Annotated in this window: 29 protein-coding genes; 25 read left to right on the top strand and 4 right to left on the bottom strand. The window is 58.5% G+C overall.

Annotated elements, in window-relative coordinates:
• Positions 1-16: 16 nt before the first annotated feature.
• The 18 genes from EDC38_RS10250 (at position 17) to EDC38_RS10165 (ending at position 12,225) form a co-directional block, all read left to right on the top strand.
• The gene (locus EDC38_RS10250) at positions 17-631 is read left to right on the top strand and encodes a TetR/AcrR family transcriptional regulator (protein WP_123638436.1); all 615 of its coding nucleotides are present in this window, start codon (positions 17-19) and stop codon (positions 629-631) included.
• A gap of 14 nt (positions 632-645) precedes the next feature.
• Positions 646-1,050, top strand: coding sequence for a hypothetical protein (locus tag EDC38_RS10245; protein WP_123638435.1), 405 nt, complete (start codon positions 646-648; stop codon positions 1,048-1,050).
• A gap of 126 nt (positions 1,051-1,176) precedes the next feature.
• On the top strand, positions 1,177-2,091 hold the full coding sequence (locus EDC38_RS10240; protein WP_123638434.1) for an HD-GYP domain-containing protein: 915 nt from the start codon (positions 1,177-1,179) through the stop codon (positions 2,089-2,091).
• A gap of 30 nt (positions 2,092-2,121) precedes the next feature.
• The gene (nrtS, locus tag EDC38_RS10235) at positions 2,122-2,406 is read left to right on the top strand and encodes a nitrate/nitrite transporter NrtS (protein WP_342769068.1); all 285 of its coding nucleotides are present in this window, start codon (positions 2,122-2,124) and stop codon (positions 2,404-2,406) included.
• On the top strand, positions 2,403-3,005 hold the full coding sequence (locus EDC38_RS10230) for an RNA polymerase factor sigma-70 (protein ID WP_123638433.1): 603 nt from the start codon (positions 2,403-2,405) through the stop codon (positions 3,003-3,005). The genes nrtS and EDC38_RS10230 overlap by 4 nt, the downstream gene beginning before the upstream one ends.
• Positions 3,002-3,214 (top strand): anti-sigma factor family protein, encoded by a 213-nt coding sequence (locus EDC38_RS10225; RefSeq protein WP_123638432.1) that lies wholly within the window; start codon positions 3,002-3,004, stop codon positions 3,212-3,214. Before EDC38_RS10230 ends, EDC38_RS10225 begins: the two co-directional genes overlap by 4 nt.
• 64 nt (positions 3,215-3,278) lie before the next feature.
• On the top strand, positions 3,279-3,683 hold the full coding sequence (locus tag EDC38_RS10220) for a thioredoxin family protein (RefSeq protein WP_123638431.1): 405 nt from the start codon (positions 3,279-3,281) through the stop codon (positions 3,681-3,683).
• Positions 3,680-4,387 carry a cytochrome c biogenesis CcdA family protein gene (locus tag EDC38_RS10215; protein WP_123638430.1) on the top strand — a complete coding sequence of 236 codons (708 nt, stop codon included), beginning with the start codon at positions 3,680-3,682 and terminating at the stop codon, positions 4,385-4,387. Before EDC38_RS10220 ends, EDC38_RS10215 begins: the two co-directional genes overlap by 4 nt.
• Before the next feature lie 99 nt (positions 4,388-4,486).
• Positions 4,487-5,110 (top strand): HvfX family Cu-binding RiPP maturation protein, encoded by a 624-nt coding sequence (locus EDC38_RS10210; protein ID WP_123638429.1) that lies wholly within the window; start codon positions 4,487-4,489, stop codon positions 5,108-5,110.
• 143 nt (positions 5,111-5,253) lie between these two features.
• Positions 5,254-5,553, top strand: a complete 300-nt coding sequence (locus tag EDC38_RS10205) for an HvfA family oxazolone/thioamide-modified RiPP metallophore (protein ID WP_123638428.1) — start codon at positions 5,254-5,256, stop codon at positions 5,551-5,553.
• Between the two features lie 69 nt (positions 5,554-5,622).
• Positions 5,623-6,477 carry an HvfB family MNIO-type RiPP peptide maturase gene (locus EDC38_RS10200; RefSeq protein ID WP_123638427.1) on the top strand — a complete coding sequence of 285 codons (855 nt, stop codon included), beginning with the start codon at positions 5,623-5,625 and terminating at the stop codon, positions 6,475-6,477.
• A complete protein-coding gene (locus EDC38_RS10195) occupies positions 6,461-7,228 on the top strand; it encodes an HvfC family RiPP maturation protein (protein WP_123638426.1) in 768 nt (255 codons plus the stop codon). The genes EDC38_RS10200 and EDC38_RS10195 overlap by 17 nt, the downstream gene beginning before the upstream one ends.
• Before the next feature lie 104 nt (positions 7,229-7,332).
• Positions 7,333-8,400: a DUF3179 domain-containing protein gene (locus EDC38_RS10190; RefSeq protein WP_123638425.1), complete on the top strand. Its 1,068-nt coding sequence runs from the start codon at positions 7,333-7,335 to the stop codon at positions 8,398-8,400.
• 20 nt (positions 8,401-8,420) lie between these two features.
• A complete protein-coding gene (locus EDC38_RS10185) occupies positions 8,421-9,323 on the top strand; it encodes a TonB-dependent receptor (protein ID WP_123638424.1) in 903 nt (300 codons plus the stop codon).
• Between the two features lie 87 nt (positions 9,324-9,410).
• The gene (locus tag EDC38_RS10180; protein WP_211331067.1) at positions 9,411-9,794 is read left to right on the top strand and encodes a MerR family transcriptional regulator; all 384 of its coding nucleotides are present in this window, start codon (positions 9,411-9,413) and stop codon (positions 9,792-9,794) included.
• Positions 9,795-10,052: 258 nt separating this feature from the next.
• Positions 10,053-10,370 carry a heavy-metal-associated domain-containing protein gene (locus EDC38_RS10175; RefSeq protein WP_123638422.1) on the top strand — a complete coding sequence of 106 codons (318 nt, stop codon included), beginning with the start codon at positions 10,053-10,055 and terminating at the stop codon, positions 10,368-10,370.
• Positions 10,360-11,274, top strand: coding sequence for a transporter family protein (locus EDC38_RS10170; protein WP_123638421.1), 915 nt, complete (start codon positions 10,360-10,362; stop codon positions 11,272-11,274). The genes EDC38_RS10175 and EDC38_RS10170 overlap by 11 nt, the downstream gene beginning before the upstream one ends.
• A 12-nt stretch (positions 11,275-11,286) precedes the next feature.
• Positions 11,287-12,225: an NHL repeat-containing protein gene (locus tag EDC38_RS10165; RefSeq protein WP_123638420.1), complete on the top strand. Its 939-nt coding sequence runs from the start codon at positions 11,287-11,289 to the stop codon at positions 12,223-12,225.
• A 3-nt stretch (positions 12,226-12,228) separates the two neighbouring features.
• Here EDC38_RS10165 and merA read toward each other — a convergent pair whose 3' ends face one another.
• The 3 genes from merA to merT are packed head-to-tail and all read right to left on the bottom strand — an operon-like array spanning position 12,229 to position 14,302.
• A complete protein-coding gene (merA, locus tag EDC38_RS10160) occupies positions 12,229-13,638 on the bottom strand; it encodes a mercury(II) reductase (RefSeq protein WP_123638419.1) in 1,410 nt (469 codons plus the stop codon).
• 2 nt (positions 13,639-13,640) lie between these two features.
• Entirely contained in the window at positions 13,641-13,937 is a 297-nt protein-coding gene (gene merP / locus EDC38_RS10155; RefSeq protein WP_123638418.1) for a mercury resistance system periplasmic binding protein MerP, read from the bottom strand.
• A 14-nt stretch (positions 13,938-13,951) separates the two neighbouring features.
• Positions 13,952-14,302 carry a mercuric ion transporter MerT gene (merT, locus tag EDC38_RS10150; RefSeq protein WP_123638417.1) on the bottom strand — a complete coding sequence of 117 codons (351 nt, stop codon included), beginning with the start codon at positions 14,300-14,302 and terminating at the stop codon, positions 13,952-13,954.
• A 221-nt stretch (positions 14,303-14,523) separates the two neighbouring features.
• On the opposite strand from merT, the gene EDC38_RS10145 reads away from it, so the two are divergent.
• Complete coding sequence (locus tag EDC38_RS10145; RefSeq protein ID WP_123638416.1) at positions 14,524-15,378, top strand: vitamin K epoxide reductase family protein; 855 nt, start codon at positions 14,524-14,526, stop codon at positions 15,376-15,378.
• 105 nt (positions 15,379-15,483) lie between these two features.
• Here EDC38_RS10145 and EDC38_RS10140 read toward each other — a convergent pair whose 3' ends face one another.
• On the bottom strand, positions 15,484-16,164 hold the full coding sequence (locus EDC38_RS10140; protein ID WP_123638415.1) for a haloacid dehalogenase type II: 681 nt from the start codon (positions 16,162-16,164) through the stop codon (positions 15,484-15,486).
• Between the two features lie 209 nt (positions 16,165-16,373).
• Between EDC38_RS10140 and EDC38_RS10135 the strand changes: the two genes are divergently transcribed.
• From EDC38_RS10135 to EDC38_RS10110, 6 genes are all read left to right on the top strand, one after another.
• Positions 16,374-18,533, top strand: coding sequence for an FAD-dependent oxidoreductase (locus EDC38_RS10135; protein ID WP_123638414.1), 2,160 nt, complete (start codon positions 16,374-16,376; stop codon positions 18,531-18,533).
• A 281-nt stretch (positions 18,534-18,814) separates the two neighbouring features.
• Complete coding sequence (locus EDC38_RS10130; RefSeq protein WP_246004379.1) at positions 18,815-19,567, top strand: DUF547 domain-containing protein; 753 nt, start codon at positions 18,815-18,817, stop codon at positions 19,565-19,567.
• Positions 19,568-19,663: 96 nt separating this feature from the next.
• Positions 19,664-20,590 (top strand): SRPBCC family protein, encoded by a 927-nt coding sequence (locus EDC38_RS10125; protein ID WP_170162889.1) that lies wholly within the window; start codon positions 19,664-19,666, stop codon positions 20,588-20,590.
• A gap of 160 nt (positions 20,591-20,750) precedes the next feature.
• Complete coding sequence (locus tag EDC38_RS10120) at positions 20,751-23,105, top strand: TonB-dependent receptor (RefSeq protein ID WP_123638411.1); 2,355 nt, start codon at positions 20,751-20,753, stop codon at positions 23,103-23,105.
• On the top strand, positions 23,074-24,234 hold the full coding sequence (locus EDC38_RS10115) for an ABC transporter substrate-binding protein (protein ID WP_123638410.1): 1,161 nt from the start codon (positions 23,074-23,076) through the stop codon (positions 24,232-24,234). The genes EDC38_RS10120 and EDC38_RS10115 overlap by 32 nt, the downstream gene beginning before the upstream one ends.
• Complete coding sequence (locus EDC38_RS10110) at positions 24,213-25,877, top strand: ABC transporter permease (RefSeq protein WP_123638409.1); 1,665 nt, start codon at positions 24,213-24,215, stop codon at positions 25,875-25,877. Before EDC38_RS10115 ends, EDC38_RS10110 begins: the two co-directional genes overlap by 22 nt.
• Positions 25,878-25,886 lie beyond the last annotated feature (9 nt).

Raw genomic sequence — 25,886 nt, 5'->3', positions numbered from 1 at the left:
GTGCCAGAGGATTTCCATGCCACGCGCGCCTCAATATGACCGACAGGAAGCGCTTGATCAGGCCGTTCGTCTGTTCTGGTCTCGTGGCTACCATGCCACCTCGCTAAAACACCTGGAGCAGTCGCTCGATATGCGTCCGGGCAGCCTGTACGCCGCCTTTGGCAATAAGGAGACGCTCTTTCTGGAGGCGTTGGATCGGTATGCCGCCGCCATGGCGAGCGAACTTCAGGGCCATCTGAAACGGGAGCCGAGTGCGTTGGAGGCTCTGAGAGCCTTTTTACGCGAACTGGTCCTTGGGTGCCTCGGGGGCGCAGAGCCGCCTGCCAGAGCCTGCATGATCGTCAAAACACTGCTGGAAGTCTCCGAGGACGATGAACCGCTGCGCACCAGGGTCAATGCGCTGCTGGGCAGCATGGAGCTTGCCATCGAACAACTGCTGAAACGCTCAGTGGCCCAGGGGGATCTTCGCTCCGATGTGGACCCAGGTCGCCTGGCGCGTGTGGTGCAGGTGCAGATCATGGGGCTGCGCACCTACGCCCAGCGCGATCTCACACCTGGCGTTCTCGAATCCCTGCTGGCTGATGTCTTTAGCCTGCTGGATAACTACCGTTCTCTGCCAACCACTGCCTGAAAGGAGAAAAGAGAATGCAACAACAAGCACGTCTGACCTGGTCCCTCTTCTTGCTTCGCCTGGGAGTCTTTATCGTCATGCTGATGTGGACTCTGGATAAGTTTGTTCAACCCGAGCACTCCGCCCGGATTTTCGAGGGCTTTTATGGCCTGGGAGGCTTTTCGACCGAGATCTTCTACGCGATTGGGGTTGTGGAGTTGGCCCTGGTTCTGGCGTTCGTGGCCGGTCTCTGGAAGCGGATAACCTATGGGCTGGTGTTGTTACTTCATGGTGTATCGACGCTCTCCTCCTACAATCAGTACCTGGATGCGTTCAATAACCTGCTGTTCTTCGCGGCCTGGCCGATGTTGGCGGCCTGCATAGCGTTATACCTGCTACGTGATCTGGATACCCGTTGGACGCTGAGCGTTAAAAAATAATCGCGCTAGGACCTCCCCGCTGTAATAAACCTCGTACCTGTTGCGACAGAAAAAAAGCGGTTGAAGTGCGTGCCCTGCATTGGGCTCGCAACAGAACTGAGCCCGAGGGTGAGTGTGGGAGGCGATATGGGATTGCAGGCATGGTTTGGAGGCAGCCGTAGCAGGCGGCCGGCGCAGGCATCAGATCAGCAGCGCTACTGGGAAGATCTGCTGACCAGCCTACTGATGATGGCCTGGTTTGTTGAGGCGCGAGACCCTTACACCGGTGGCCACCTCTGGCGGGTATCCCGTTATGCACAGTTGATGGCCCGAGTGGCTGAGCTGTCGGAGCAAGAGGTAGCGCAGATCGGGCTGGGTGGATTTCTCCACGATCTGGGCAAGATCAGCATTCAGGATGACATATTGCGCAAGCCCGGGCCGCTGGATGAGGACGAGTTTGCGGTGATCAGAACGCATCCGGAGCAAGGAGCCCGCCTGTTGGCGGGGCATCCATTGGCCGACCTGGTCAAGCCTGCGGTGTTGTTGCATCACGAGCGACCGGATGGCAACGGTTACCCCAAAGGATTGAGAGGGCGCGAGATTCCGGACATTGCTCGAGTGGTGGGTGTCGCCGATGCTTTTGATGCCATGACCAGCGCCCGGCCCTATCGGCAACCGATGTCAATTGATAGGGCCTTGGACGTTGTGATGGCCGGGCGAGGTACTCAGTTTGATGCTCGCTGGGCTGATGTTCTGGTCAACCTGGTTGACAAGGCTGACCTGGAACATATTCAAGGCCACAGCGATGAGGGGATTCCATTGCAGGAGTGTCCCATGTGCGGTCCGACGCTGGTGGTTATGCGCCATCATCGCAGTGCGGATCCGATTTACTGTCGAAGTTGTTCTGGTGAATTTTTGGTGCTGCGTGAGAATGGCTCCATTCAGGTGGTGCCGACAGGCAACCGAGGGGATGCCAATAAGTTGGAGCCCGAGGCCGATGAAGCACTGATAGTCGACGTGGTTCGGGAGACGGTACGGAACCTGTCTTTTATTCGAGCGTGAAACGGTGCTCATTTGGCACCTGGGGTCATTATGGACAACATGCTGAGTAGTGTTGGAGGTATATGGCGCCATGCATGGCGGGCGCCGGTACCTCGGAATGCGCTGAAAGTGGCGCTGGTGGTGGGCCTATTATTGAACCTGATCAATCAAGGTTCTGCATTTTACGGACAAGATGCGATCTCATGGCCGCACGTCGTGCTGAATTTTCTGGTGCCATACTGCGTTGCCTCCTACAGCGCGGCGCGAGTGCGATTTACTGAAGAGTGTATATTGCGACGAGAATCTTATCCGACCAATAACGAGAACACATCATGAGCTTACCGCAAGAGTCCCGAGAGTTCTTTAATGACGATCGTTACCTGATGGAACTGCGCCGGCAGATGCTGCGCTTTGCACAGCTGCAATTATCTGATCGAAGCGCAGCCGAGGACGCTGTTCAGGAGGCATTGGCGGGAGCATTAAAAAATGCCCGGTCGTTTGCGGGTGCGTCGGCGTTCAAGACCTGGGTTTTCGCCATTCTCAAGCACAAAATAACCGATCATTTTCGACGCCAGAAGCGCCTGGTGACGGAAAGCAGTTTAATGCGCGAAGATGAAGAGTCGGATGAGGTGGGAGAGCTCTTTAATGATAAGGGGTTCTGGCACGCCGAGGATCGCCCTAACGCCTGGCGAGACCCGGATGCCGCACTGGAGGACCGACACTTCTGGAAGGTCTTTGAAACCTGTCTGGAGCACCTCCCCGCCAAACAGGCGCGCGTGTTCATGATGCGGGAGTTTATCGGGCTCACCACCGACGAAATCTGTGAGGCGGTCTCCCTGACCGTCAGTAATCTGCATGTGCTTCTGCATCGCGCCCGACTCCGTTTGCGCGCTTGTCTGGAGCACCACTGGTTCAACAGGAGCCAACCCTTATGATGAATTGTCACGAAGCTACCCGGCTAACGTCTGAATCAAAAGAGCGGGCGCTATCCACCAGGGAGCGCATGGCCCTGCGCTTCCACACCATGATGTGCGCCGGTTGTCGTCGCTTTGACGGGCAGTTGGACTTTCTTCGCACAGCCTCTCGCACCTACACCCAAAAGCGGGACGATGATCGTCTTTCCGATGATGAGAGAGACCACTGAGTTTTTTTTGTCCTGAGTCTCGTGCTCAGGTTTTCTTCTATTCTTCCACCAAGGAGCCAAACCAATGTCGATCCTGAAATATATGCTGGCGATGATCAGCTTTACCTTTGCCCTGAACGCGGTAAGTGCAGAGGTGGAGAAAGTCCCCTTTACCGAAGAGCGTTTTAAAGCATTGCAGACACAGAGTGACACCTTGATTCTGCTGGACGTGCATGCCGAGTGGTGTCCCACCTGCGCAAAACAGGGTGAGGCGTTGGCGGAATACCAGACGGAAAATCCCGAGGTGCCACTGACCATTCTCAATATTGATTTCGACGATCAGAAAGAATGGGTAAAGCACTTCAAGGCGCCCCGCCAGTCCACTCTGATTTTGTACAAGGGCGAAGACCGTCTCTGGTTCAGCGTTGCAGAAACCCGAAAAGAGGTCATTTTTGACGCGCTCAATGAAGCTGCCGGGCAGGTGCAATGAGTCTGGAGTTAGCCGCGCTACCGCTTGCCCTGCTCGCCGGCGCGCTGAGCATATTGTCGCCCTGCGTTTGGCCGCTGGTGCCCATCGTGATGGGTTCGGCCAGCGGTCAGAGTAAGTGGGGACCCTATGTTTTGGCGCTGGGTCTCAGTCTTTCTTTTGCGTTGGCCGGAACCCTGCTGAGCTTTTTCCTAGTGAGTGCCGGTTTCGACCCGGAGCTGTTCCGGTATGTGGCGGCATCGCTATTGATTCTAGTGGGCTTGTTGCTGGTCATCAAACCGCTCGGGGATTGGATTAGTGTTCCTCTCTCGGGTTTGACCTCCAGATTCAATCCATCTGGAGAGCCAAGCCATTGGTCGGGCCAGTTCGGGGTCGGCTTTCTGTTGGGCATTGTCTGGCTTCCCTGTGTGGGCCCCACCCTCGGGGCCGCCATCGCTTTGGCGTCCATGGGGCAGCAGATGTTCATGGCGTTTCTTACCATGCTGGTGTTTAGCATCGGGACTGCGGCGGTCTTGTTGGGCGCGGGCCTGTTCTCGCGGCGACTGTTGGGACGCGCCGCTCTGGGGCTGATCAACAATGCTAGTCGGGGGAAAGTGTTGCTGGGCTGGATGTTATTGCTGCTCGGCATGATGGCGTTAACGGGCATTGATAAAGTGCTGGAAGCCTGGGCCTTGACCTGGCTGCCCGACTGGGCGGTGAGTCTTTAAGGCCATAGAAATTAAGAATAAATTCGGTGTAATAAAACCTAATCCATCCCGACTGAACCCCATAGTTGAAGCATCACCTGGAACAATAAGGAATCCGAGATGAATCATATTGTGGGGCTCTACCGTCGACTGGAATTTTCGTCATCCGGCTTACGCCACCTGGATGGACTACCATCTTTATTGCTGCGCTTGTATCTGGCCCCAGTAATGCTTCAGGCGGGTTGGCAGAAGCTCAGTAACTTCGAGAGTACGGCCGCCTGGTTTGGCAATCCGGACTGGGGGCTGGGGCTGCCCATGCCGGAAGTGCTGGCGGCGCTGGCTGCGGGCACCGAATTTCTGGGTGGCATTCTTCTGATTGTCGGATTCGCGGTTCGCTGGATCAGTATTCCTTTGATGTTCACCATGCTGGTCGCGGCCGTGACCGTCCACTGGCAGAATGGCTGGTTGGCGATTTCTGATGCAGGCAGTTGGTTGGCGAACGACCGGGTGCTGGAGGCGGCGGAACGCCTTGAGCGTGGACGTGACATATTGCGTGAGCACGGTCATTACGATTGGCTGACCGGCCGCGGTTCGTTTGTCATACTCAATAACGGCATTGAATTCGCCGCCACCTATTTCATCATGTTGTTCAGTCTGCTGTTTACCGGTGCGGGGCGTTATGTCAGTCTCGATTACTGGGTTGGGCAGTGGGCGATTGCGCGGAGCTCCGAGGTTGCGCAATAAGTACTTGGCCGGTGGCGGTATGGCGCCTTCGTCATTGGCTGATGTTGTCCATAAAGTGCGCTATGATCCGGCTAAGGGGGGGAGCCGTAACCTATCCCTGAGCTGAATCCCGATTGAAAAACCACCCATTGAGGAGCAAGACCATGAAATCCATGAAAAATCCCCTGATCGCCTCTGCCAGTACCGCTCTGTTGTTGGGCCTGGGTAGCCAGGCCGCTGTCGCCGAAAACCCCTTTTCGGCCGAAACACTCTCCAGCGGTTACAGTCAATTGGCTCACAACCATGGTGGCGAGAAGAAAGACGGTGAAGCCAAATGTGGTGAAGCCAAGTGCGGCGAAGAGAAAAAGGGTGGCGAGGCCAAGTGCGGCGAAGCCAAGTGCGGTGAAGACAAGAAAGACAAGGATGCTGAAGGCAAGTGCGGTGAAGGTAAGTGCGGCGCTTGATGCGATAGCCAGGCGGGGCTTCATGCCCCGTCCTGCTTTTGATTCCAGAGAGCGAGAGAGAGTCTGAGTATGCCTCTGCCCAAAGTCCAAGGTGTCGGGTTAGGTCTGCGGCGCGAGTTGCTGGATCAGTTGCCGTCGTCCCCCAATGGTCGTATCGACTTTCTCGAAGTTGCTCCAGAGAACTGGATGGCGATGGGAGGTCGGCTTGGCGCAAAATTCCGCGCATTGACCGAACGTTACCCGTTCAGTACCCACGGTCTATCCCTGTCCATCGGCAGTCCGGCGCCCCTGGATGTGGACTTTGTGACCCGAATCAAACAGTTTCTCGATGAGCACAATATTGAGCTTTACTCGGAACACTTGAGTGCCTGCAGTGACGACGGTCACCTCTATGACCTGATGCCGGTGCCTTTCACGGAAAGTGGTGTGCGCTGGATTGCCGAACGCGTACGCCAGGTTCAGGATATTCTCGCGCGGCGCATTGCTCTGGAGAATGTGTCCTACTATGCCCCTGTCACCACGCCGGACATGCCCGTGCCTGAGCTGGACGAGGCCACCTTCATTCGCGCGGTGCTTGAAGAGGCGGATTGCAATCTGCTGCTGGACGTCAACAATGCCTACGTCAACAGCATCAATCACCGCTATGATCCCGAGGCCTTTATTCGTTCCATGCCCGCCGAGCGCATTCATTACATGCACATTGCCGGCCACTACCGGGAAGCGGAAGACCTGCTGGTGGATACCCACGGAGCGAATGTCATAGACCCGGTATGGCAACTGCTGGATGTGGCCTACGACCATGCGGGCATCTGTCCGACCCTACTGGAACGGGACTTCAATCTCCCGCCGCTGCCGGAGCTGCTGAGCGAGGTGGACACCGTTCGCGCGCACCAGAACGAGGTGGCCCATGTCGGTACCCGATGATTACCGCGAAGCGCTGAAGCGTTTCGCTGGCGCCATCCGTGACCCGGAGGGCCAACCGAATACGGAAGTTGAAGCTCGTCGAATGAAAATCTATCAGGATTTGTTTTTCAACAACCTGAATACCTTTCTGAGCAACAACTTTCCGGTGTTCAAATCCCTGATGCCGGAACAGTGGTGGCGACAGGAAGTGCGGCGGTTTATGCAGATTCACCGCTGTCAAAGCCCGCTGTTTTCGGAAATAGGGCGAGAGTACATTGACTATGTCAATTCCGACGAACGTCTCCTCACCCCGGAAGATCCACCCTTTATGGCGGAACTGTTGCACTACGAGTGGGTGGAACTGGCGTTGCAGATTGCAACCAACCCCGAGCCTGAGCCGGGTCTGCATAAAGACGTCATGGCGGGCCATCCGGTGCTCTCGCCCCTGGCCTGGCCTTTGGAGTACCGGTACCCGGTTCACCAGATCGGTCCGACTTATCAGCCCCAGGAACCCCCGGAGCAGCCCACTTGGGTACTGGTATACCGTAGCCGCGACCGACGGGTCTCGTTTATGGCACTGAATGCCTTTACCGCGCGCTTGTTGGCGCTACTTGAGGCGAAGCCTGGGCTGAGCGGTCGGCAACTGCTCGAGCAAATGCAGTCCGAGTCCCCGGGGGTGGACCCCGATGCCCTGATGACCGGGGGCGAGCTGATCTTGCAGGAATTTTACGATCTGGGAATCATTCTCGGTGCCCGGATTGTCCCGGGTTAGTGCTTGGGTCCACCATGATCAGATACATTTTACGCTTCTACTGTAAGTAACGCTCCCGGTGTGCGACTAACTCCGACACAGTCAAATGTGATTGGGGGTTAGTGATGAAAATCGTTTCACTGGTACTTTGTATCATGTTGCTGTCTTCCTGCGGCGGCAGTTCATCGGGGTCGGGAGGTGGATCCGACGACAATGGCTCGACCCCTGAGTCCGGGGAGTGGTTGATTCCCGAGTCAGAAGTTCTGGATGGCGGGCCTGGTAAGGATGGCATTCCTGCCATCAGTGATCCCAACTACCTGGCTGCCTCCCAGGCCAGATATCTGGATGACTCCGATCTGGTGGTAGGGGTCAACCTCAAAGGTGAAGTTCGTGCCTATCCCCACCGGATTCTGGACTGGCATGAAATTATCAATGAGCACTTTGGGGACACGCCCTATTCCATCTCCTACTGTCCCTTAACGGGTTCGGCGCTCTTGTGGGAGGGTCGCAGCGAAGCGGCCGACCCGACCTATGGGGTATCCGGGCTGCTGTTCAATTCCAACCTGATCCTGTACGACCGGGAAACCGACAGCTATTGGTCCCAGATGCTGGCGGAGTCTGTGCGCGGACCCAGGGCCGGAGAGGAGGCCCGGCGCCTTGCAGTGGTGGAAACGACCTGGGGGAACTGGCGTGCCATGTACCCGGACTCTCAAGTGATGGACACACAGACCGGCTTTAGTCGGGACTATAACCGTTACCCCTACGGCTCCTTCCGCACTGACAACAACCTGATTTTTCCAGTCAGTGATCGGGATGAGCGCCTGCATCTCAAAACCCGCGTGTTGGGGGTTCGTATCGGAGAGTTCAGTAAGGTTTATCCCATAGAAAATTTTACCGAGCAGGTTGAAGTGATCAACGAAGTCAATGATGGTTATGTTGTCGTGGGCAGTTCAGGCCGAAATTTTGCCATGGCCTTCAATGCCGTGCTTGATGATGGCACTCAGCTGACGTTCGAGGCAGTAGCGGACGGTCCGGTAGTGATGGAGGATCAGGAAGGTACGCGCTGGGATATTTTTGGCCGAGCCCAGTCGGGAATGCGAGAGGGCGAGCAGCTCGAGCCCATGTTCAGTTACATCGCTTACTGGTTTGCCTGGGCGGCCTTCTTTCCCGGAGCGGAGGTGTATGAACCATGAACCGTTGGCTTGGAATCGGAATGGCTTCGATCAGTGCGGCTCTCTACGGCCCCGCTGCCCTGTCCGCCACCTGCAGTTGTGCGGGTGTGCCCCTGTCGAATTCCGACGGGTTTGTCGCCACTAAGGTGGGCGAGGCGCAGTTGTCAATCGACTATAATTTTCACGATATCAGCGACCTGGTGGCGGGCAGTGAACGAATCAATGATGAAACCGATCGGGATCGGACGAGCGAAACCGTGCTGGTAAACTTTGGGTACGGCCTGACCGACCGCTGGACGCTGGGAGCCTTGACCTCCTACGTTCGTCACGAACGCCAAGTGGGGATCAGCAACGAAGCCAATCAGGTGTCGACGGGGGTGGGTGATAGCCTTCTGTCGGCAAGTTACACACCGGAAAAGATAACAGTGTTTAATCGCCAGCAGCTCACTTACGGTTTGGCCGTCCGTATACCCACCGGGGAGGAAGACAATGGCTCTCCGCTGTTTCTTGAGGACATGCAACCGGGGCAGGGAGCCTGGGGTGGCACGGCGTGGGTATACTGGGCGCGGGCTTACAGTCAGCAGGCACGCTGGAAAACCTTCGTCTCCCTGAGTCACTCGGAAACGGGGGAAAACAGTCGCGAATACTCATTTGAAGGGGAAACCAACCTGTCCGCTGGCGTGAGTTACTCCAGTGACTACGGGCTGGCCCTGCAGGGTGCGCTGGAAATGCGTGAGGCTGATGCGCACACCCGTTTTGGTGGCGAGCTGCCCAACACCGGGGGGCAGTGGGTGAATGCCTCCTTCTCGGCGCAATACACCTTTACCCCAGTGCTGGCGGTCCGGGCCAGCACGGTGGTGCCGGTCAGTCGGGATCTGAGTGGCAGCTTACAGTTCACGACGCGCCGACAATGGTCATTGGGACTGGTGTATTCTTTCGAATAGCCACCCGATGTTCTTTATAGACGATCAACACCGGGCCAGGCTTGAGTTCGCACCGGAATGGGGGGGCAACACTTGATGAGTACATCCATGACCATTGGTACCCTGGCGAAGGCCGCCGGTGTAAATGTCGAGACCATTCGCTACTATCAGCGCTGCGACCTGATGCCGGAGCCGGAAAAACCCTATGGCGGCATACGCCAGTACGATGAGCGCGCCTTGTCCCGCTTGCACTTTATTCGATCGGCTCAGTGGTTGGGTTTCAGCCTGAAGGAAGTGGGCGAGTTACTGAGGCTGGATGATGGCACCCACTGCGATGAAGCCAGGGGATTGGGCGAAAGCAAATTGCTCGAGGTGCGGGCAAAGATTCGTGGGCTTCGACAGATAGAAAAGGTGCTCGATGGGATGGTTCGATCCTGCCTGAGCCAGTCCAACATTACTTGCCCCATGATAGCGTCGCTGTATCGAGATTAGGACGAGCGAGGCGGGAGTGTCGGTCATCCCTGGGCAGACCTTCAGTGAGTGCAAGTCGAATTGCGCCAGAGCTCGGGTGAGCTGTACGCAATCACGGTAAGGCTTTTTTGAACTCATTGTAATAATTCAAGGTGGCGCGCAACTAGGCAGGCGTCCCTTTCAGTACACGGGTGGATGTCAATCGGAGCGATTGATGAGCCTTGGCGTTAACGCCAAGTATTGGACTGTCATTGTCTGTTCATAAAGAGAGGCTTCGTCATGGCTACAAGACTATCCCTGCTGTTGGCGGGTCTGGTGCTCAGCACTTCCGCACTGGCCGCCGACAATGTATACGTACTGGGTGTGGACGGTCTCGCCTGTCCGTTCTGTGCTTTCGGTATCGAGAAGCGTCTGAAAAAGATCGACGGCGTCACCGACGTCGAGGTCGACGTGGGGGAAAGCGTGGTGCGTGTCACCCTTCAAGACGACAAAACACTCTCCGAAGAGCGGGCGCGTCAGGCCGTCAAGGAGGCGGGCTTTACGCTGCGATCCTACTCGGAGGCTGACAGCGGATCGGGAGGCCGTGATGCGCGGTAACCACACTCCAACCGGAAATGTGTCAGCGCTGCTTGGTGTCCTGCTGCTGGCTGGTACGAGCACTGTGACCGCCGCTCCCAATACGTTCAACACTGCGCTGCCGGTGGCCGAGGGACAAACCCTCTGGCGCGAGCAATTGGTGCTGCGCGAGCGCTCCGGCGGCGGGCCCATGAATCGCGACGTCTCGGTGCAGGCGCTGGGCAGCGTGCTGGGTTACGGGGTCAATTCAAAGGTGGCCGTTTTCGGCATGGTTCCCTATTTTTTCGACAGAGAGCTTGAAGTCACCACGCCTCTGGGCCGAGTCGAGCGTGGCACCGACGGCTTCGGCGACGCCTCGCTGTTTGGCCGCTACACGCTGTACCAGAATGACTTCACGGGTGGCACCTTTCGCGTGGCTCCCCTGCTCGGTGTCACCGCACCCACCGGCGATACCAATGATCGCGACGAGCTCGGCAAGTTGCCGCGACCACTGCAGGCGGGCGATGGCGCCTGGGATGCCTTCGGCGGCGTCGTGGTCACCTATCAAACGCTGCAGTACCAGTGGGACGCGCAGCTGCTGTATCGTGAAAACGGTCGTCACGAGGGTTTCGCGCGAGGCGATGAAACGCGCTTCGACGCCTCGTTGCAGTACCGGGTCTGGCCGGGGAGTCTGAAGGGCGGCGCACCGGGCTTCGTCTATGCGTTGCTCGAGTCCAATCTCATCCATCGTGAGCGGGACGAGATGGGTTCCGGTCTCGATCCGGACTCGGGGGGTACCCAGTGGCTGTTGGCTCCCGGCCTGCAGTACGTCACCCGGAGTTGGATCCTTGAAGGAACGGTACAGTTGCCGGTGGCCGCAGACCCCAGGGGTGACGCGATCCAGTACGACTACATCCTGCGCGCAGGCTTTCGTCACAACTTCTAGAAGAGACCGCGCATGATCCGATTGGGCAGATGGCTGGGCTACGGTTTACTTGCGATTCTGGTGCTCCTTGCCCTGTTTCTTGGGGCGGGTGGGGCGATCAACTGGAATCAGGAGCCGCCCTATGAGTTGGTGCAAAGCTGGGGCAAAAAAGGCGAGGGCCCGGCCGAGTTTGACAGCCCCACCGGTATCGCCGTCACCGCTGAGGAAGTGTTCATCGCCGATGCCCGCAATAGCCGCATTCAGGTACTGGATAAGAAGGGCAAGTTTCTGCGTGACTTCGGTGCCGAAAATCTCGGTCGACCGATGAACATCACTATTGCCAATGACAAGCTCTATGTGCCCGACTATTTAAACGATGTGGTACACGTTTTTACGCTGGCCGGCGAGCATGAACGCGCCATTGAAGCGGAAGACGGTCTCGACAGCCCCGGCGGCGTGGCGGTGCGTGCCGACGGAACCTTATTGATTGCCGATAGTTACGGCCAGCGCATTGTGCACATCACGCCGGATGGCGAGGTGCTGGAGTCCTGGGGCGGCGCAGGCAGAGGTCCCGGCGAGTTCAGTTACCCCGCTGACGTCGCGCTCGCCCCGGACGGTGGCTTCTATGTCGCCGATGGTTATAACGATCGGGTCCAACAGTTTGGTCCGGATGGAACCTTCATCCGTAAATGGGGTGGGCCCTTCGGCATGAATATTTTTGGCCCCTTCAGGGGATGGTTTACTACCGCGACCTCAATTGACGTCGCTCCTGATGGAACCGTGTTCGTCGCCGACTTCTATAACGATCGCATCCAGAAATTCACGGCCGAGGGCGATTTTCTGACGGCCTTCGGTACCGCTTCTGAAGGTCCCGGTCATTCCGAGATGGCGGTGGCTATAGACGCCGAAGGCCGAGTTTGGACGACGCATTTTGCAGGCCACCAAGTGGAAGTTTGGCGGCCTGCAGACTAACCTTCATCCCGCACAGCAGGACAGCTGCTTCACATCCTTGGTAAAGGTCTGTGCGCAGAGTTTGAGGCCCTCGACCATGGTCAAGTAGGGAAACAGTTCGTTGCCGATCTGCTCCACAGTCATGTCTGCCCGCAACGCCATCACCGCCGTCTGAATCAGTTCGCCGGCTTCGGCGGCTACCGCCTGCACGCCCAGCAAACGTCCCGAGTCGCGCTCGGCAACCATTTTGATAAAACCGTGGGTCTCAAAATTCACCAGCGCTCGCGGCACGTTCTCCAAGTCGAGCACTCGGGTATCCACGCGGAAGCCTTGCCTTATTGCTTCAGCTTCGGTCAGACCCGCGGTGGCCACCTGGGGGTCGGTAAACATCACGCCCGGCATGGCGCTGAGGTCCAGCGTCGCTTCGCCACCGGTCATGTTGACGGCCGCCCGGCTGCCCCCGGCGGCGGCCACATAGACAAATTGCGGCTGATCGGTGCAGTCGCCGGCGGCATAGACTCCTGGAGCCGCGGTCTGCAGGTGCTCATCCACCTCAATCGCGCCGCCCGGGGTGTGCACACCGATGTCCTGGAGATTCAGGGTTTCGGTATTGGGGGTGCGACCGGTCGCCACCAGCAGTTGCTCCGCCCAAAAAACACCGGCATTGGTGTCGACGGTGAATTCATTGTCGGTCCAGTCCACACGACTGGCCTGGGTCTGCTTGTACACCGCAATGCCTTCTCGCTTGAATGCGGCCTCTATGGCCCCACCAATCGCGGGGTCTTCACTGGACAGCAGTCGACTTCGGGCCAGTACGGTGACCTCACTGCCCAGCCGGGCGAATGCCTGGGCCAACTCCAGGGCGACAAAGCCGGCGCCGATCACGATCAACCGTTCGGGAATGTTGTCCAGCGTCAATGCGCGGGTGGATGTCAGGTAGGGCGTATCGGCCAGCCCGGGTATCGGCGGCTCGGCCGGGCGGGCGCCGGTTCCGATAAAGGCACGATCAAAGCTCACCGTCTGTTCGCCGCCCCGGTGCAGTGCGACCACCAGATGGTTGGCATCGACAAACCGGGCCTCACCGCTCAGTACCGTGATCGCCGGGTGGTCGTACAGAATGGCCTCGTACTTGGCGTCACGCAGTTCTTCCACACGGGTCTGCTGCTGTTCCAACAGTTTTTCCCGGTTCACGTCGGGCGGCTGTGCACTCAGCCCCTCATCAAAGGGACTGGTCTTGCGCTGATGCGCGATATGCGCGGCGCGAATCATGATCTTTGAGGGGACGCAGCCGATATTGACGCAGGTACCGCCGAGGGTGCCGCGTTCGATCAGGGTAATGCGGGCGCCGAGCTCGGCCGCTTTCAGTGCAGCCGCCATGGCCGCCCCGCCGCTGCCGATCACGGCAATGTGCAAGGGGCTATTGGCATCTTTCATGCTCACTCCCGGTCCGCTTCTGAGGATTTCAGCTTTGAGGGGTAGCCGGCGTTTTTTGTGGCGTCGGTCAACGCCTTCAGTGAGGTCCGGGTATCATCAAAGGTGACCACCGCCTCGCGATCCGGGTAGCTCACCTCGATCTGCGAGACACCGTCCACCTTGTTGAGGGCGGCCTTCACGGTGAACGGACAAGCAGCGCAGGTCATGCCTGGCACCGATAGGGTGACAGTCCGCAGCCCTGCCAGGGCGGGCGCACTGAGCAAAGCAATAAGCGTAATGAGGGCGAAACAGGTCTTCATGGCCGATCTCCTTCTTAATAGAACAGAGGCAGGGTGTAGGGAAACAGCAGGGCGATCAGGACCAGGATGGATACCATCCAGAAGATCACTTTATAGGCGACCCGGACTCGCGGTATGGCGCACACTTCTCCCGGCTGGCACTTTTCCGCCGGTCGGTAGATGCGGCGCCAGGCGAAGAACATGGCCACCAACGCGACGCCGATGAAAATCGGACGATAGGGTTCGAGCGCTGTCAGGTTCCCGATCCAGGCACCGGAAACGCCCAGGGTAATCAGTACCAGTGGCCCGATGCAGCAGGCCGATGCCAGAAGCGCGGCGATGCCTCCAGCCGCCAGGGGGCCGCCACCTGAATTGGAGCTCGTCATCACTCACCTCTGAACATGGGTCATTGAGAAGAGACTACTACCGTAGTCGGCTACGGAGTCAATGCCCAGAAAAGGCAGGGTAGGTGCAGCCGTCCCGTCTGATTGCCAACAGTGACGGCCGGTGCGTTGTGCATCTCACCCCAGATGGTAAGATCCAGTAAAGTCGGCGTCTTAATGACCCGAACGCCCAAGAATTAAAACCCAGCAGCGAGCCGATCCGAATGGCAAAAAAACACCCGCGAAAACCGAGTGCCAAAACCAGGCAAACCCGGACGAATACACCGCCCAACTGGCCGCTGTTGGCACTGCTGGGGCTGGGACTGGCGATCACCGGTTACCTGACCGGCGTTGCCTGGCTGGACTCGGGGCCGGCGCTGTGTGGTGACGGCTCGGGCTGCGACCTGGTCCAGAATAGCCGTTGGTCCCGGGTGCTGGGGCTGCCCCTGTCGCTCTGGGGTTTTGTGCTGTACACCCTGATGCTGCTGGTGGTCCTGAGCACGCCGGCTCCCACCAAGCGTTGGCGGCGAGTGTGGCGTCTGTCAGTGGCAGGGTTGGCGATCAGCCTCTACCTGACGATGGTAGGCCTGGTGGAGCTGCAGACTGTTTGCCTCTGGTGCCTGGCATCGTTGGCAACTCTGGCCGGGGTAGTCGCGCTTTTGGCCTGGCAGCGCCCGGCGGCGACCCAATCACCTGTCTGGTGGTACTGGCCGTTGAACTCAGCCATCCTGGCCTTGGTGGTGACTGGATCCCTTCACATTTATTACTACAGCGACTTTTGGCAGCCGCCACCACCAGCCAAGCTTGAAGCCCTGGCTGAGCATCTGGAGGAGCGCGGGGCTGTTTTCTATGGCGCCTCTTGGTGCTCGGCGTGTCAACAGCAAAAGCGTCTGTTTCACCAGGCCTCAGAGCAGTTGCCTTATGTGGAGTGCAGCCCTCTTGGTCGAGAGGGGCCCAGGGCGCGTGTTTGCGTGCGCGAAGATATCATTAGCTACCCCACCTGGATCATCGATGACCGACGGTACGAAGGGGTTCTTGAGCCGGAGGAACTCGCCCGCCATACGGCTTTCGAGTGGTAGCGTGTACCGGAATTAACAGGGGAGTGCCACTCGCACCTTGCGTTGTGTCTATTTACGGCAATGCGCAAGACTAGAACTTCAAATTCAACGTAGAGAGGGGCCGGCTTAATGCCTGCCTGATCTGATCAACGCCATCGAGACGGCTTCTGGGAGCGTACGGGCCTCGCCCGATGGAGCGCTCATCAACTCGTGGAAGTAGTGATCCTGACGCTCGACCCACACGGCCCGCAGACCCGCCTGCCGGGCTCCGTGCACGTCCCAGGCATGGGCGGCAATTACGGTGGTTTCTGCCTGGGGCGTATTGAACTGTTTGCACACGGCCTGATAAAGCGTGGGCTGGGGTTTCCAGACAGAGTGCTCGTCAATGGAAACGATGCCGTCCACCAACGCGCTCAGACCCTCCCGAGCCACCAGCTGGCGAGTATTGTCGGCGGAGCCGTTGGTAAGAAGGATGATTTTGACGCCGGCTGAGCGGGCCTGTGCCAACGCGGGGGCCACGTCGGGATGCGCGGGTAACTCAGAGAAGCTTGAGAGTAGTCGCTTGACTTGCGGCGCGTCAGCCGCCTTGCCTGCACTGCTTAACACAACTTTTAGCGTTCCGGCGGCGATAGCGGGAAAGGGATGAAACACCCCGGTGGCAGACAGCGCGAAGGCGTCCCGCAAGAGCTGGGCAAAAAACAAGTCTGCGTACGGCTCCCCCAACCCTTCCTCTGCCATTCGGTCGCGAAGTGGTTGCAGAGAAAATAGCGTTTCAATCACATCGAACAGAAGGACCGGTTGGGACATAAGTGGCTCCGGGGCTTGAGGGCAAGGACTGCCGTCAAAGCATAGCTGCTATCATAGTCACTCTCCAACGCCTGTGGGCATCTTTGACCGCAGGTGTTGCGTACAAACGGCACCCGTTTGTAAGAATCCGGTCTTAGGGCCGACAGACCGACTCAATCCCACGCCGGAACCACCGGCAGAGGGTATTTCGTAGATCAGAAGGACGCAGAATGCAACGCTTGATCATCATCACCTTTGTCGCCGCCCTGGTGGCCGCTTTCTTCGGGTTTGGTTTGAACGACTACCTGACACTTGAGCAACTCAAAAACAGTCAGGCGCAGTTTGATCATTGGCTGACCGAACTTCCGGTATTGGTACCCGCGGTCTACTTCATTATCTATGTCGTCGTTACTGCCCTGTCTTTGCCCGGAGCTGCCATCATGACACTGGCGGGTGGCGCTCTGTTTGGTCTTGGGCAGGGTCTGCTGCTGGTGTCTTTTGCATCCAGCGTCGGTGCTACTCTGGCGTTCCTGGTGTCCCGGTTTGTCTTACGTGATTCGGTACAGAAGCGTTTTGGCGAGCGGTTGAAGACCATCAACCGCGGTATCGAGCACGATGGTGCCTTTTACCTCTTTACGCTGCGCCTGGTTCCATTGTTTCCCTTTTTCGTCATCAACCTGGTGATGGGGGTGACGCGGCTGAAGACCTGGACCTTTTATTGGGTCAGCCAGGTGGGCATGCTCGGCGGTACCGCCGTTTACGTGAATGCCGGCACTCAATTGGCGGATATCGACAGTGTGAGCGGGATTTTTTCGCTGGAACTGATTCTCTCCTTTGCACTACTGGGTATCTTCCCCTGGATTGCCAAAGGCATAGTGCGCATGGTTCAGCGGCGCCGCGCCTACAAAGGCTGGAGCAAGCCCAGGCAGTTTGATCGTAATCTGGTCGTCATTGGCGGCGGCGCGGGCGGGTTGGTTTCTTCCTACATCGCCGCGACGGTCAAAGCCAAAGTCACTTTGGTGGAAGCCCATAAAATGGGCGGCGACTGCCTGAACTACGGCTGCGTTCCCAGCAAAGCGCTGATCAAAAGTGCCAAAGTCGCCCACCAGATGCGCCACGCCGACCACTATGGCCTGAACGCCCAGCAGCCGACCTTCAGCTTCCGCACCGTGATGGAACGGATTCACAAGGTCATCAAGGAGGTCGAGCCGCATGATAGTGTCGAGCGCTACACCGGTCTGGGCGTTGATGTGGTTCAGGGCTACGCCACTATTGTGGACCCCTGGACCGTCGACATCGCGCTGAACGACGGAGGCACCCAGCGCCTGACCACCCGGAGCATTGTCATTGCCGCCGGGGCCGAGCCGCTGGTGCCGGAGTTGCCCGGTCTGGACGACGTCGGCTACGTTACCAGCGATACGCTCTGGGATACCTTCGCCAAGCTGGACGAACCACCCAAGCGCCTGATCGTGCTCGGGGGTGGCCCCATCGGGTCGGAGCTGTCTCACGCCTTCGCCCGCCTGGGGTCCAAAGTGAGTCAGATCGAACGGGGTGAGCGCATTCTTGCCAAAGAAGACGATGAGGTGTCGGATATAGCACGTGAGGCGATGATGGCCGATGGCGTTGAGGTGCTGACCCGGCACGAAGCCTTGCGCTGCGAGCGTGACGGTGGTGAAAAAGTTCTGGTGGTCAAACACCAGGGCGAAGAAAAACGCATCCCGTTCGACCAAGTACTGGTGGCCGTGGGCCGAAAAGCACGCTTGACCGGGTATGGCCTGGAACAACTGGGCATTCGCACCGAGCGCACCGTCGTCACCAACGAATACCTGGAGACGCTCTACCCCAATATCTATGCTGCCGGCGACGTGGCCGGGCCCTACCAGTTCACCCACACCGCCGCGCACATGGCCTGGTACGCCGCTGTGAATGCCCTGTTCGGGCAATTCAAACGCTTCAAGGTCGATTACTCCGTCATTCCCTGGACTACCTTCCTGGACCCGGAAATTGCCCGGGTGGGCATCAGCGAAGCGGACGCCAAGGCGCAGGAGATCGACTACGAAGTCACCCGCTTTGAACTGGCCGAACTCGACCGCGCCATTGCCGACAGCACCACCACCGGCTTCATCAAAGTCCTGACGCCCAAAGGCAAGGACAAAATCCTGGGCGTGGTCATCGTTGGCACCGAAGCGAGCAACCTCATGGCCGAGTTCATCCTCGCCATGCGCCACGGCCTGGGCCTGAACAAAATACTGGGCACCATCCACACCTATCCAACGCTTGCCGAAGCCAACAAATACACCGCCGGCGAGTGGAAAAAAGCCCACAAACCCGAGGCGGTTTTGAAATGGTTGGAGAAGTTTCACACCTGGAGAAGGGGAGGTGACAGATGATAGCGTCACGTATATTTGCGGCAGGTGCGCCTTCGGCTTACCAGCCCTACGTAAAACTGGGTCAGCATTCTTCCCGCAACGAGGAAATTCGGAGTGCAGAGGTGCGGCGGTCCGAACACCGTTTCAAGACCGTGAGCCGTGGGACTAGCGCTCTCGAGCTTACAGGGATGTACTTGCAGCGTGTCTTGAAACGGTGTTCGGACCGACGTGCCGGACGTGATGAATCGATCAAGCGCTCTATGCAAGGAATCGTTTTTGTTGCCTTATCCATGCTAAGTGGTTTGGCTATATCGAGCGACTTCGACCACCAACACAAAACCTACGCTGAGGTGCTTGAAAACCACGTCGAATGGCGTGAAGACGGTACCGCTTCCACGGTGGACTACCCAGCGCTCAAAGCTGACCCGGACAACCTCGACCAATACCTGGAACGACTCTCCGGTGTCGAAAAAACCAGTTTCGACAACTGGAACAAAGACCAACAACTCGCGTTCCTGATCAATGCCTATAACGCTTTTACGCTGAAACTCATTGTTGATCATTATCCCGTCGACTCCATCAAAGACACCGGCAGCTTCTGGCAAAATCCCTGGAATAAACGCTTCTTCACCCTGCTCGGTGAAGACATGCACCTCGACCAGGTCGAACATGAAATCATCCGCGAACCGGGCACCTACAATGAACCGCGCATCCACTTCGCCGTCAACTGCGCTTCCATCGGTTGCCCCGCCTTGCGCACCGAGCCTTTCACCGCCGAGCAGCTCGAACAACAATTGGAGGACAGCACCGAGCGCTTTCTGCGGGATGAAACCCGCAACCGCTTTCGCGACGGCCAACTTGAAGTGTCCTCCATTTTCAAATGGTACCGCGAAGACTTTGAACGCGGCTGGCAGGGTATCGACAGCCTGAATGCGTTCTTCTTGCGCTATGCCAATAGCCTCGGTTTAAGTGAAACCGAGAAAGAACAACTCCGCCAGGACGCGGTGGATTATCGCTTTCTCGATTACGATTGGCGTCTGAATGGTAAAAAGTAGTTCTTTGGTTGTAAGAAACCGACAGTTCAAACGACTGCGTTCTGTCGGCGTCTGCCGGACCTTGCAATGACTTCAGGCCACACAGAGGACATGAACATGAACGAGTATCTGAATGCTCGCCCGCTGCGCCTTGCCTTGCTGGGGAATGCGGTATTTTCCTTTGCCAGCGCTATCGTGATGTTTACAACTCCCGGGCAAGTCAGCACCTGGCTCGGGGTGGAAATTGCGGGTGTTTTGCCCTGGCTGGCGGTGGGCCTGGCGCTGTTTGCTTTTGATCTTGTACACCAGGCAACGCGGTCCCGCCCTGCAAGCTGGCGCGCCCTGTATGCCAGCGCTGCCGACTTGCTCTGGGTGGTAGGTACCTTTCCGTTCGTGTTGGTCCCGGGGCTGTTATCATCTACTGGCCAATGGCTGGTGGGGGCTGTTGCGGTTGTCGTGCTGAGCTTAGCGGTGCTGCAAATGCGCGGGATTCGGCATTTGCACGCCGTTGCGGGGGTGAACCGCTATCGGCATTGTCTTCAGGTGTCGGTCAATTCACCTGCCGAGGCTATGTGGCGTGTCATTTCGAATCTGGGGCACATCCAGAATTATGTGCCCATGCTCAAGCATTCAGAACTGATGAATGGTCGCGAACCGGGTAAAGGGGCGGTACGAGTTTGCTCCGACCGTAGCGGCAAGCGTTGGGCAGAGGAGTGTATAGAATTTGAAACGGGGCGCTCTGTTACCTTACGTTTTCTGGCTTCCGAGCCGGACTTCCCGTTCCCGGCAACACAAATGACTGGTGGCTGGGACGTTGAGCCATCCAAAGACAGCCCAGTACAAAGCCAGGTGACTGTGTGGTGGGAGCTGGAGCCCAAGAAACCGTGGCTTGCACCACTGTTGTTGCCGATGCTGGGGTTTGGAGCAGACCGGACCTTCCCGGCGGTAGTGGAGCGGATGGCCTTCGATGCCCGTGGGGGTGCCCCTTCTCCGGCGTCTCAAGCGAATGGCATAGTGGCCCGCTTGCTGCCGGTCTTGTGTTGAGTCGCTTCTAGCATGGTAACCGGCGAACGCGGGTTTCGCCCTTCGAACGGCGGAACCCGTCCTACGGAAAGCGTGTTCCGAGAGTATGTGTAGCGCGGATAAGCCGAAGGCGCATCCGCCGTAAGACAATGATGAATGTATCAAATGGAGTAAAGCATTAATGAAAAATCGGTTTACCATCCGATCACCGCACTCGACGGCGCTACGCACGATGTGCGCCAGCGCCGCTCTAATGGCCGCGCTACCCGCTCACGCCCAAACCAGCAGCATTCAGGATGTCCTCGTGGTGGGCGAAGCCCTCAGTGGTATGGGCAATGTGCGCAGCGACGAAGTCGACGGGCCTTTTGGCCTGGGCCAGACCATCGCCGACATCGGCCGTTCAATCACCCCGGTGACCGAAGATTTGCTGAACGAAGCGGCCATCGACAACCTGCAGGAGCTGCAGCGGGTCGCTCCCAACACCTTCCAGGCCAAAGGCTTTGGTGCGCCCAGTCTGCCGACGCTGCGTGGTCAGTTGGGCGAAGTCTTCTCGGCCGGCATGCGCCGCCAGGTGGGCAATAATGGCCTGGGTATTCCATTGTCATTCAACTCCGTGGGACAGATCGATATTGTGCGCGGTACGCCCTCGGTGATTCTCGGCACCACTCAGCGTACCGGTGGCTTTGTGAATATCACGCCCAAGCGTCCAGACCTGAGTGAGCCGGAAGGTCGTGTCAGTCTGACCGGCGGCGAGTGGGACCAGTACGGCGCGCAGTTGGATTATTCCTGGGTGATCGATCCTGAGCGTCAGGGGGTCCGGATCAGCCTGGAGCATAAAGACGAAGGCAGTTTCTACGACTATGCCGGGCTCGACAGCACCAACCTTTTTGCCGCCTACCGTATATTGCCCAGCGATCATTTTGAGTGGAATGTGTCGCTGGAATACTATGATGTGGAGTGGACCGATAATGCGGGTATCAATCGTCCGACCCAGGATCTGATCGATCACGGTCTGTACGTGCAGGGGCAGGGTGTCCAGCCCAATGGTTCCAGGGTACCGGGCGCCTTTGCGGTCGTCAGTCCATCGGGCGAGGTAAAGATCCCCCGCAACCGGGTACATACCCATCCAGATGACATCAACGGGGCGGAAACCCTGTTGCTGCATTCGGTGTTCAACATTGAGCTGGCGGACTCGATTCGCCTGGTCAACCGCTCCTACTACGAACATCTGGAGCGCGAGGAAATCGCCCAGAACAGTTTTGTGGAAATTGTCGACGGGGCCGATACGCTGGAAAACCGCACCGAGCTGCATATTCACAACACCACGGTGGGCGCCAACCTGCGTTACAACGACGTGCTCGGCTACAGCCAGTTCACCACCGAGGCCGACCTGCCCACGGACTTGACCGGTCCGCTCAGCAATCGGGAAATCCCGCTGACCGACGCACAGAAGGCACGTCTGGTGGAGCTGCGCCCGGGCCTGTTCGTTTCCCCGGGCGCTCAGTACGACATCGACGGCGACAATGTAGGGGATTTCAACCTGTCAGACACGACGGATTCCTCCAGTGTGCAGGGCGGATTGTTTGTTCAGCATCGTCAACTGCTGACCGAACGTCTGCAGTTGACGCTGGGCGCTCGGGGCGACTGGTACGATGTTTCCGCACGAGATCCCATAGCGCCCGAGGGTGTCGAGGCGGCGCGGGATAACCATAATGATTTCCTCAAGGCCGGTGAAGCGACTCTGCATTACCGTCCGAACGAGTCGGTCACGCTATACGCGACCAGCAGTTACAGCGAGTCCACCTCCAACAGCATGGCCGGTGGCAATGTGCTCGGAGCGAACAACCAGATCGACCCGCTCAACTTCGCCACCGAAAATACCCTGCACGAAGTTGGTCTGAAATACGCACCCGCCGGTTCACCCTGGTATGCGGATGCGGCGGTTTTCGACCAGACACGCAGCCTGCGCAACCGCGATGGCAGCAACAGCGGGGTGGCTACCCGGGGTCTGGAGGCTCAGCTCTTTTACCGTGGGGAAGCCGCCTGGGTAAGCGTGGGCGCCAACTGGCTGGATGCCGAGTTCGATCATTCCGCTGCGTTTCAGGCCGCGGAACAGGTGGCGGATGCCTTCGATGACTCCCGCCCGGATATCATTCAGGGCACCGGCGTCGGTGCGCCGAACTTCGCTGCCTTCCCCGCGTCCAACCAGCGTCTGCACGGCCTGCCGGACTGGAGCCTGTCCGCAGCGGGTGGGTACCTCTTTGCCGAGGGTTGGTCGGTGGGTGGCTCTGCCGTGCTGACCAGCGATTATCCGCTGGACTACCTGCAGACGGTCACCATTCCCGAGCAGTTCACGCTGAACGCCAACCTGGCCTATGAGTTCAATCAGGGCGCCAGTCGCATCCGCCTGGATGTATTCAATCTCACCGACGAAGAAAACTGGACACCGGTGTTTGAAGGCGGGTATTTTGGTTCCTCTTTGGTCTTTCCGGAATTGCCACGGCATGTTCAATTGCAGTTTACCCAGCGCTTTTAAGCGCGCCCTGACCGCGCTGCTTCTGATGAGCAGCGCGGTCGTGGTCCAGGCCGAACAAACCGCCGAGGACTGGTCCGACGTGGTGCAGGAGGCGCGCGGCAGCACGGTGTTCTTTTACGCCTGGGGTGGCTCAAATTCGGTCAATCAGTATCTGCGCTGGGCCGGCAGGCACCTGAATCGGCAGTACGGCATCAACCTGCGCCACGTCAAAGTCGGCGACATCGCCGAGGCGGTGCATCGCTTGCGCAGTGACCAGGCTGCCGGTCGGAAGCAGGGTGGTGCGATTGATCTTCTGTGGATCAACGGCGAAAATTTTCACGCACTGAAAGAGAGTAAGTCACTTGAGCCGGATCTGCTGAGTGCGATTCCCAATCACGTTCATCTGCTCACGGACGAGTTGCCGCTGTTGACGGACTTTGGGGTGCCGGTGGACGGCTTCGAAGTGCCCTGGGGCATGGGCCAGTTCAACATCATCGCCCGCGACGGCAGCTTTGCCGAATCCGACATCACCCCGGAGCAGCTTCTGACCTATGCCCAACAGAACCCTGGCCGGCTCAGCTATCCCAAACCGCCGGATTTTATTGGCACCACCTTTCTGAAGTCCCTGCTGCAGGCTCTGGCCGATAATGACCAGCGGCTCTACCGCGAACCCAGTCGTAGTGCCGAACGGGACCTGCTGCCTGTACTGTGGGATTATCTCGATCAATTGCACCCTCTACTCTGGGAAAAAGGTGGGGCCTTTCCGCAGGACTCCGCTCAGCAATTGCAGTGGTTGGCCGATGGGCAGCTGCATGCGGCGTTCAGTTTCAATCCCCAGGAAATGGACAGCAAGGTCCGTAATGGCCGCTTGCCGGAGACGGTAACCCAGCACTATTTTGCCCAGGGCGCGATCACCAACAGTCATTACCTGGCGGTGCCGCACAACGCCTCCCATAAGGCAGCGGCGAAAGTGGTGATCAATTTTCTGATTTCCCGCAGTGCTCAGGCCCGCAAGGCGGACCCGCGTTATTGGGGCGATCCGGCGGTGGTCAGGCTGGATGAGGCGGAGGCGCTGTTGCCCACCGCTCAGGAGCTGCATGCCGGCTGGCAGGAACGGCTGGAGGCACATTGGCTCGCGCGCTACCAGTAAGTCCGACCCTGAACGCCACGGCCGGGCTGTGTCTGGCTTTCCTGCTGGGCATTCCCCTGGCAGTCGCGGTATGGCCCTACGTCGGTCAACTGTCCGGGCTGAGTGCCGACGCCGTCACTGAGTTTGTGCGGGCGCCGGGGCTGATGACGGCCATCGGCTATTCTCTGGTGCTGGCGACTCTGGCGCCGCTGCTGGCCTGCTATGTGGCACTGGCTTTCAGCGCGCGGCCATCACCGCGCCTGCTCGGATGGCTCGCCCCGTTGCTCTCCATTCCCCATCTGGCTTTTGCGGTGGGCGTGCTGTTTTTATTCAGTCCCACCGGTTGGTTGGTGCGTGGCTGGCACAGTCTGTTTGGTGGTTTTGAGTCACCGCCGGCTTCGGCGCTGTTGGCGGATCGGTCCCTGTTTACCCTGTTCTGGGTGCTGCTGCTGAAGGAAATCCCCTTTCTGCTCCTGATGATCCAGAGCGCCCTGACCCAGATCCCGGCGGAGCGCTACCTGCAGGCGGGGCAGACTCTGGGCCACTCCCGGCTCGCCAGTTGGTGGCAACTGATTGTGCCCGAACTGTTGACCCGGCTGCGTCTGCCCATGGCAGCGGTGGTGATCTACACCCTGTCGGTGGTGGATGTACCGCTGTTGATCGGCCCCAATCTTCCGGGCGTGTGGGCCCAGCAGGTGTTTCAGTGGCAGCAGGATTTTTCGGCTCAGGCGGCTCACTCGGCACTGCTGGGCAGCCTGATGCTGGTGGCATTGGCGGTCATTCTCCTGTGGCTTAACCGACAACACGAACGCCTATATTCGGGTCTGCTGCGCTGGCATCGACAGGGCGATATCAAAATGCCTCTCTGGCTTCAAATTCTGGGCCGACGTCTGCAGTCCATCGCGCGCCTGTGGTTGCCCTTTATGGCGACGCTTTCCCTGGGGGTCATGGGGGCATTGGTAGTCTGGTCGCTGGCGCAAAGTTGGTTTTATCCGGATCTATTGCCCGGCGCGTTCAGTCTGTCCACCTGGCGTAGCGAGTGGCCGTTCCTCGCGCCGCTGCTCTGGCAGACGGTCAAACTCGCGCTTCTCAGTGCCAGTGTTGGACTGGTTGCGGCACTGGTATGTCTGGAGTGGCAGGCCCGGCGCGAACGCTATTCACCCCAGTGGCTGATGCTGCTCGGTCTATTGCTGCCGCAGCTGCCACTGGTGATGGGCTGGCAGTTCGGTCTGAGCGCCCTGCGTCTCGATCCGCACTGGCACTGGGTGCTCTGGGCCCACTGTGTGTTCACCTTTCCCTATGCCTACCTGATGCTTTCCGGTGATTACCGCCGGTTCAATCGACGCTGGCTGTTGGTGGGTCAGAGCCTTGGCTACTCAGCACCGGCGTGCTGGTTTCGGATCCTGTTGCCCATTCTGAAGCAGCCGATACTCTATGCCTGGGTGATCGCCTTTTCGGTCAGTGTCGCCCAGTACCTGCCCACCCAGCTGCTGGGGGCCGGCCGTGTGGTGACCGTCACCACCGAAGCGGTCAATATTGGCAGCGGTGGGGACCGCCGTCTGCTGGGGCTCTATGCGTTCTGGCAACTCTTGCTGCCCCTGATACTGTTACTATCCGCCGCCCTGTTGAACCGACGGGCGCGCTATCGCTTCGCGCCGCGTTAACCTTCCCGG

It is taken from the genome of Marinimicrobium koreense, from assembly GCF_003762925.1.
GTDB classification, from domain to species: Bacteria; Pseudomonadota; Gammaproteobacteria; order Pseudomonadales; family Cellvibrionaceae; genus Marinimicrobium; species Marinimicrobium koreense.
This window is presented reverse-complemented; position numbering and strand designations above follow the sequence as displayed.

Coding starts and splice junctions, on each gene's coding strand:
- EDC38_RS10135 (WP_123638414.1), top strand. CDS start 16,374: ATGCAACGCTTGATCATCATCACCTTTGTCGCCGCCCTGGTGGCCGCT.
- EDC38_RS10115 (WP_123638410.1), top strand. CDS start 23,074: ATGTTCAATTGCAGTTTACCCAGCGCTTTTAAGCGCGCCCTGACCGCG.
- EDC38_RS10180 (WP_211331067.1), top strand. CDS start 9,411: ATGACCATTGGTACCCTGGCGAAGGCCGCCGGTGTAAATGTCGAGACC.
- merP (WP_123638418.1), bottom strand. CDS start 13,937: ATGAAGACCTGTTTCGCCCTCATTACGCTTATTGCTTTGCTCAGTGCG.
- EDC38_RS10165 (WP_123638420.1), top strand. CDS start 11,287: ATGATCCGATTGGGCAGATGGCTGGGCTACGGTTTACTTGCGATTCTG.
- EDC38_RS10175 (WP_123638422.1), top strand. CDS start 10,053: ATGGCTACAAGACTATCCCTGCTGTTGGCGGGTCTGGTGCTCAGCACT.
- EDC38_RS10220 (WP_123638431.1), top strand. CDS start 3,279: ATGTCGATCCTGAAATATATGCTGGCGATGATCAGCTTTACCTTTGCC.
- EDC38_RS10245 (WP_123638435.1), top strand. CDS start 646: ATGCAACAACAAGCACGTCTGACCTGGTCCCTCTTCTTGCTTCGCCTG.
- EDC38_RS10145 (WP_123638416.1), top strand. CDS start 14,524: ATGGCAAAAAAACACCCGCGAAAACCGAGTGCCAAAACCAGGCAAACC.
- EDC38_RS10140 (WP_123638415.1), bottom strand. CDS start 16,164: ATGTCCCAACCGGTCCTTCTGTTCGATGTGATTGAAACGCTATTTTCT.
- EDC38_RS10195 (WP_123638426.1), top strand. CDS start 6,461: ATGTCGGTACCCGATGATTACCGCGAAGCGCTGAAGCGTTTCGCTGGC.
- EDC38_RS10120 (WP_123638411.1), top strand. CDS start 20,751: ATGAAAAATCGGTTTACCATCCGATCACCGCACTCGACGGCGCTACGC.
- EDC38_RS10170 (WP_123638421.1), top strand. CDS start 10,360: ATGCGCGGTAACCACACTCCAACCGGAAATGTGTCAGCGCTGCTTGGT.
- EDC38_RS10190 (WP_123638425.1), top strand. CDS start 7,333: ATGAAAATCGTTTCACTGGTACTTTGTATCATGTTGCTGTCTTCCTGC.
- EDC38_RS10240 (WP_123638434.1), top strand. CDS start 1,177: ATGGGATTGCAGGCATGGTTTGGAGGCAGCCGTAGCAGGCGGCCGGCG.
- EDC38_RS10230 (WP_123638433.1), top strand. CDS start 2,403: ATGAGCTTACCGCAAGAGTCCCGAGAGTTCTTTAATGACGATCGTTAC.
- merA (WP_123638419.1), bottom strand. CDS start 13,638: ATGAAAGATGCCAATAGCCCCTTGCACATTGCCGTGATCGGCAGCGGC.
- EDC38_RS10225 (WP_123638432.1), top strand. CDS start 3,002: ATGATGAATTGTCACGAAGCTACCCGGCTAACGTCTGAATCAAAAGAG.
- merT (WP_123638417.1), bottom strand. CDS start 14,302: ATGACGAGCTCCAATTCAGGTGGCGGCCCCCTGGCGGCTGGAGGCATC.
- EDC38_RS10200 (WP_123638427.1), top strand. CDS start 5,623: ATGCCTCTGCCCAAAGTCCAAGGTGTCGGGTTAGGTCTGCGGCGCGAG.
- EDC38_RS10205 (WP_123638428.1), top strand. CDS start 5,254: ATGAAATCCATGAAAAATCCCCTGATCGCCTCTGCCAGTACCGCTCTG.
- nrtS (WP_342769068.1), top strand. CDS start 2,122: ATGGACAACATGCTGAGTAGTGTTGGAGGTATATGGCGCCATGCATGG.
- EDC38_RS10215 (WP_123638430.1), top strand. CDS start 3,680: ATGAGTCTGGAGTTAGCCGCGCTACCGCTTGCCCTGCTCGCCGGCGCG.
- EDC38_RS10125 (WP_170162889.1), top strand. CDS start 19,664: ATGAACGAGTATCTGAATGCTCGCCCGCTGCGCCTTGCCTTGCTGGGG.
- EDC38_RS10210 (WP_123638429.1), top strand. CDS start 4,487: ATGAATCATATTGTGGGGCTCTACCGTCGACTGGAATTTTCGTCATCC.
- EDC38_RS10185 (WP_123638424.1), top strand. CDS start 8,421: ATGGCTTCGATCAGTGCGGCTCTCTACGGCCCCGCTGCCCTGTCCGCC.
- EDC38_RS10250 (WP_123638436.1), top strand. CDS start 17: ATGCCACGCGCGCCTCAATATGACCGACAGGAAGCGCTTGATCAGGCC.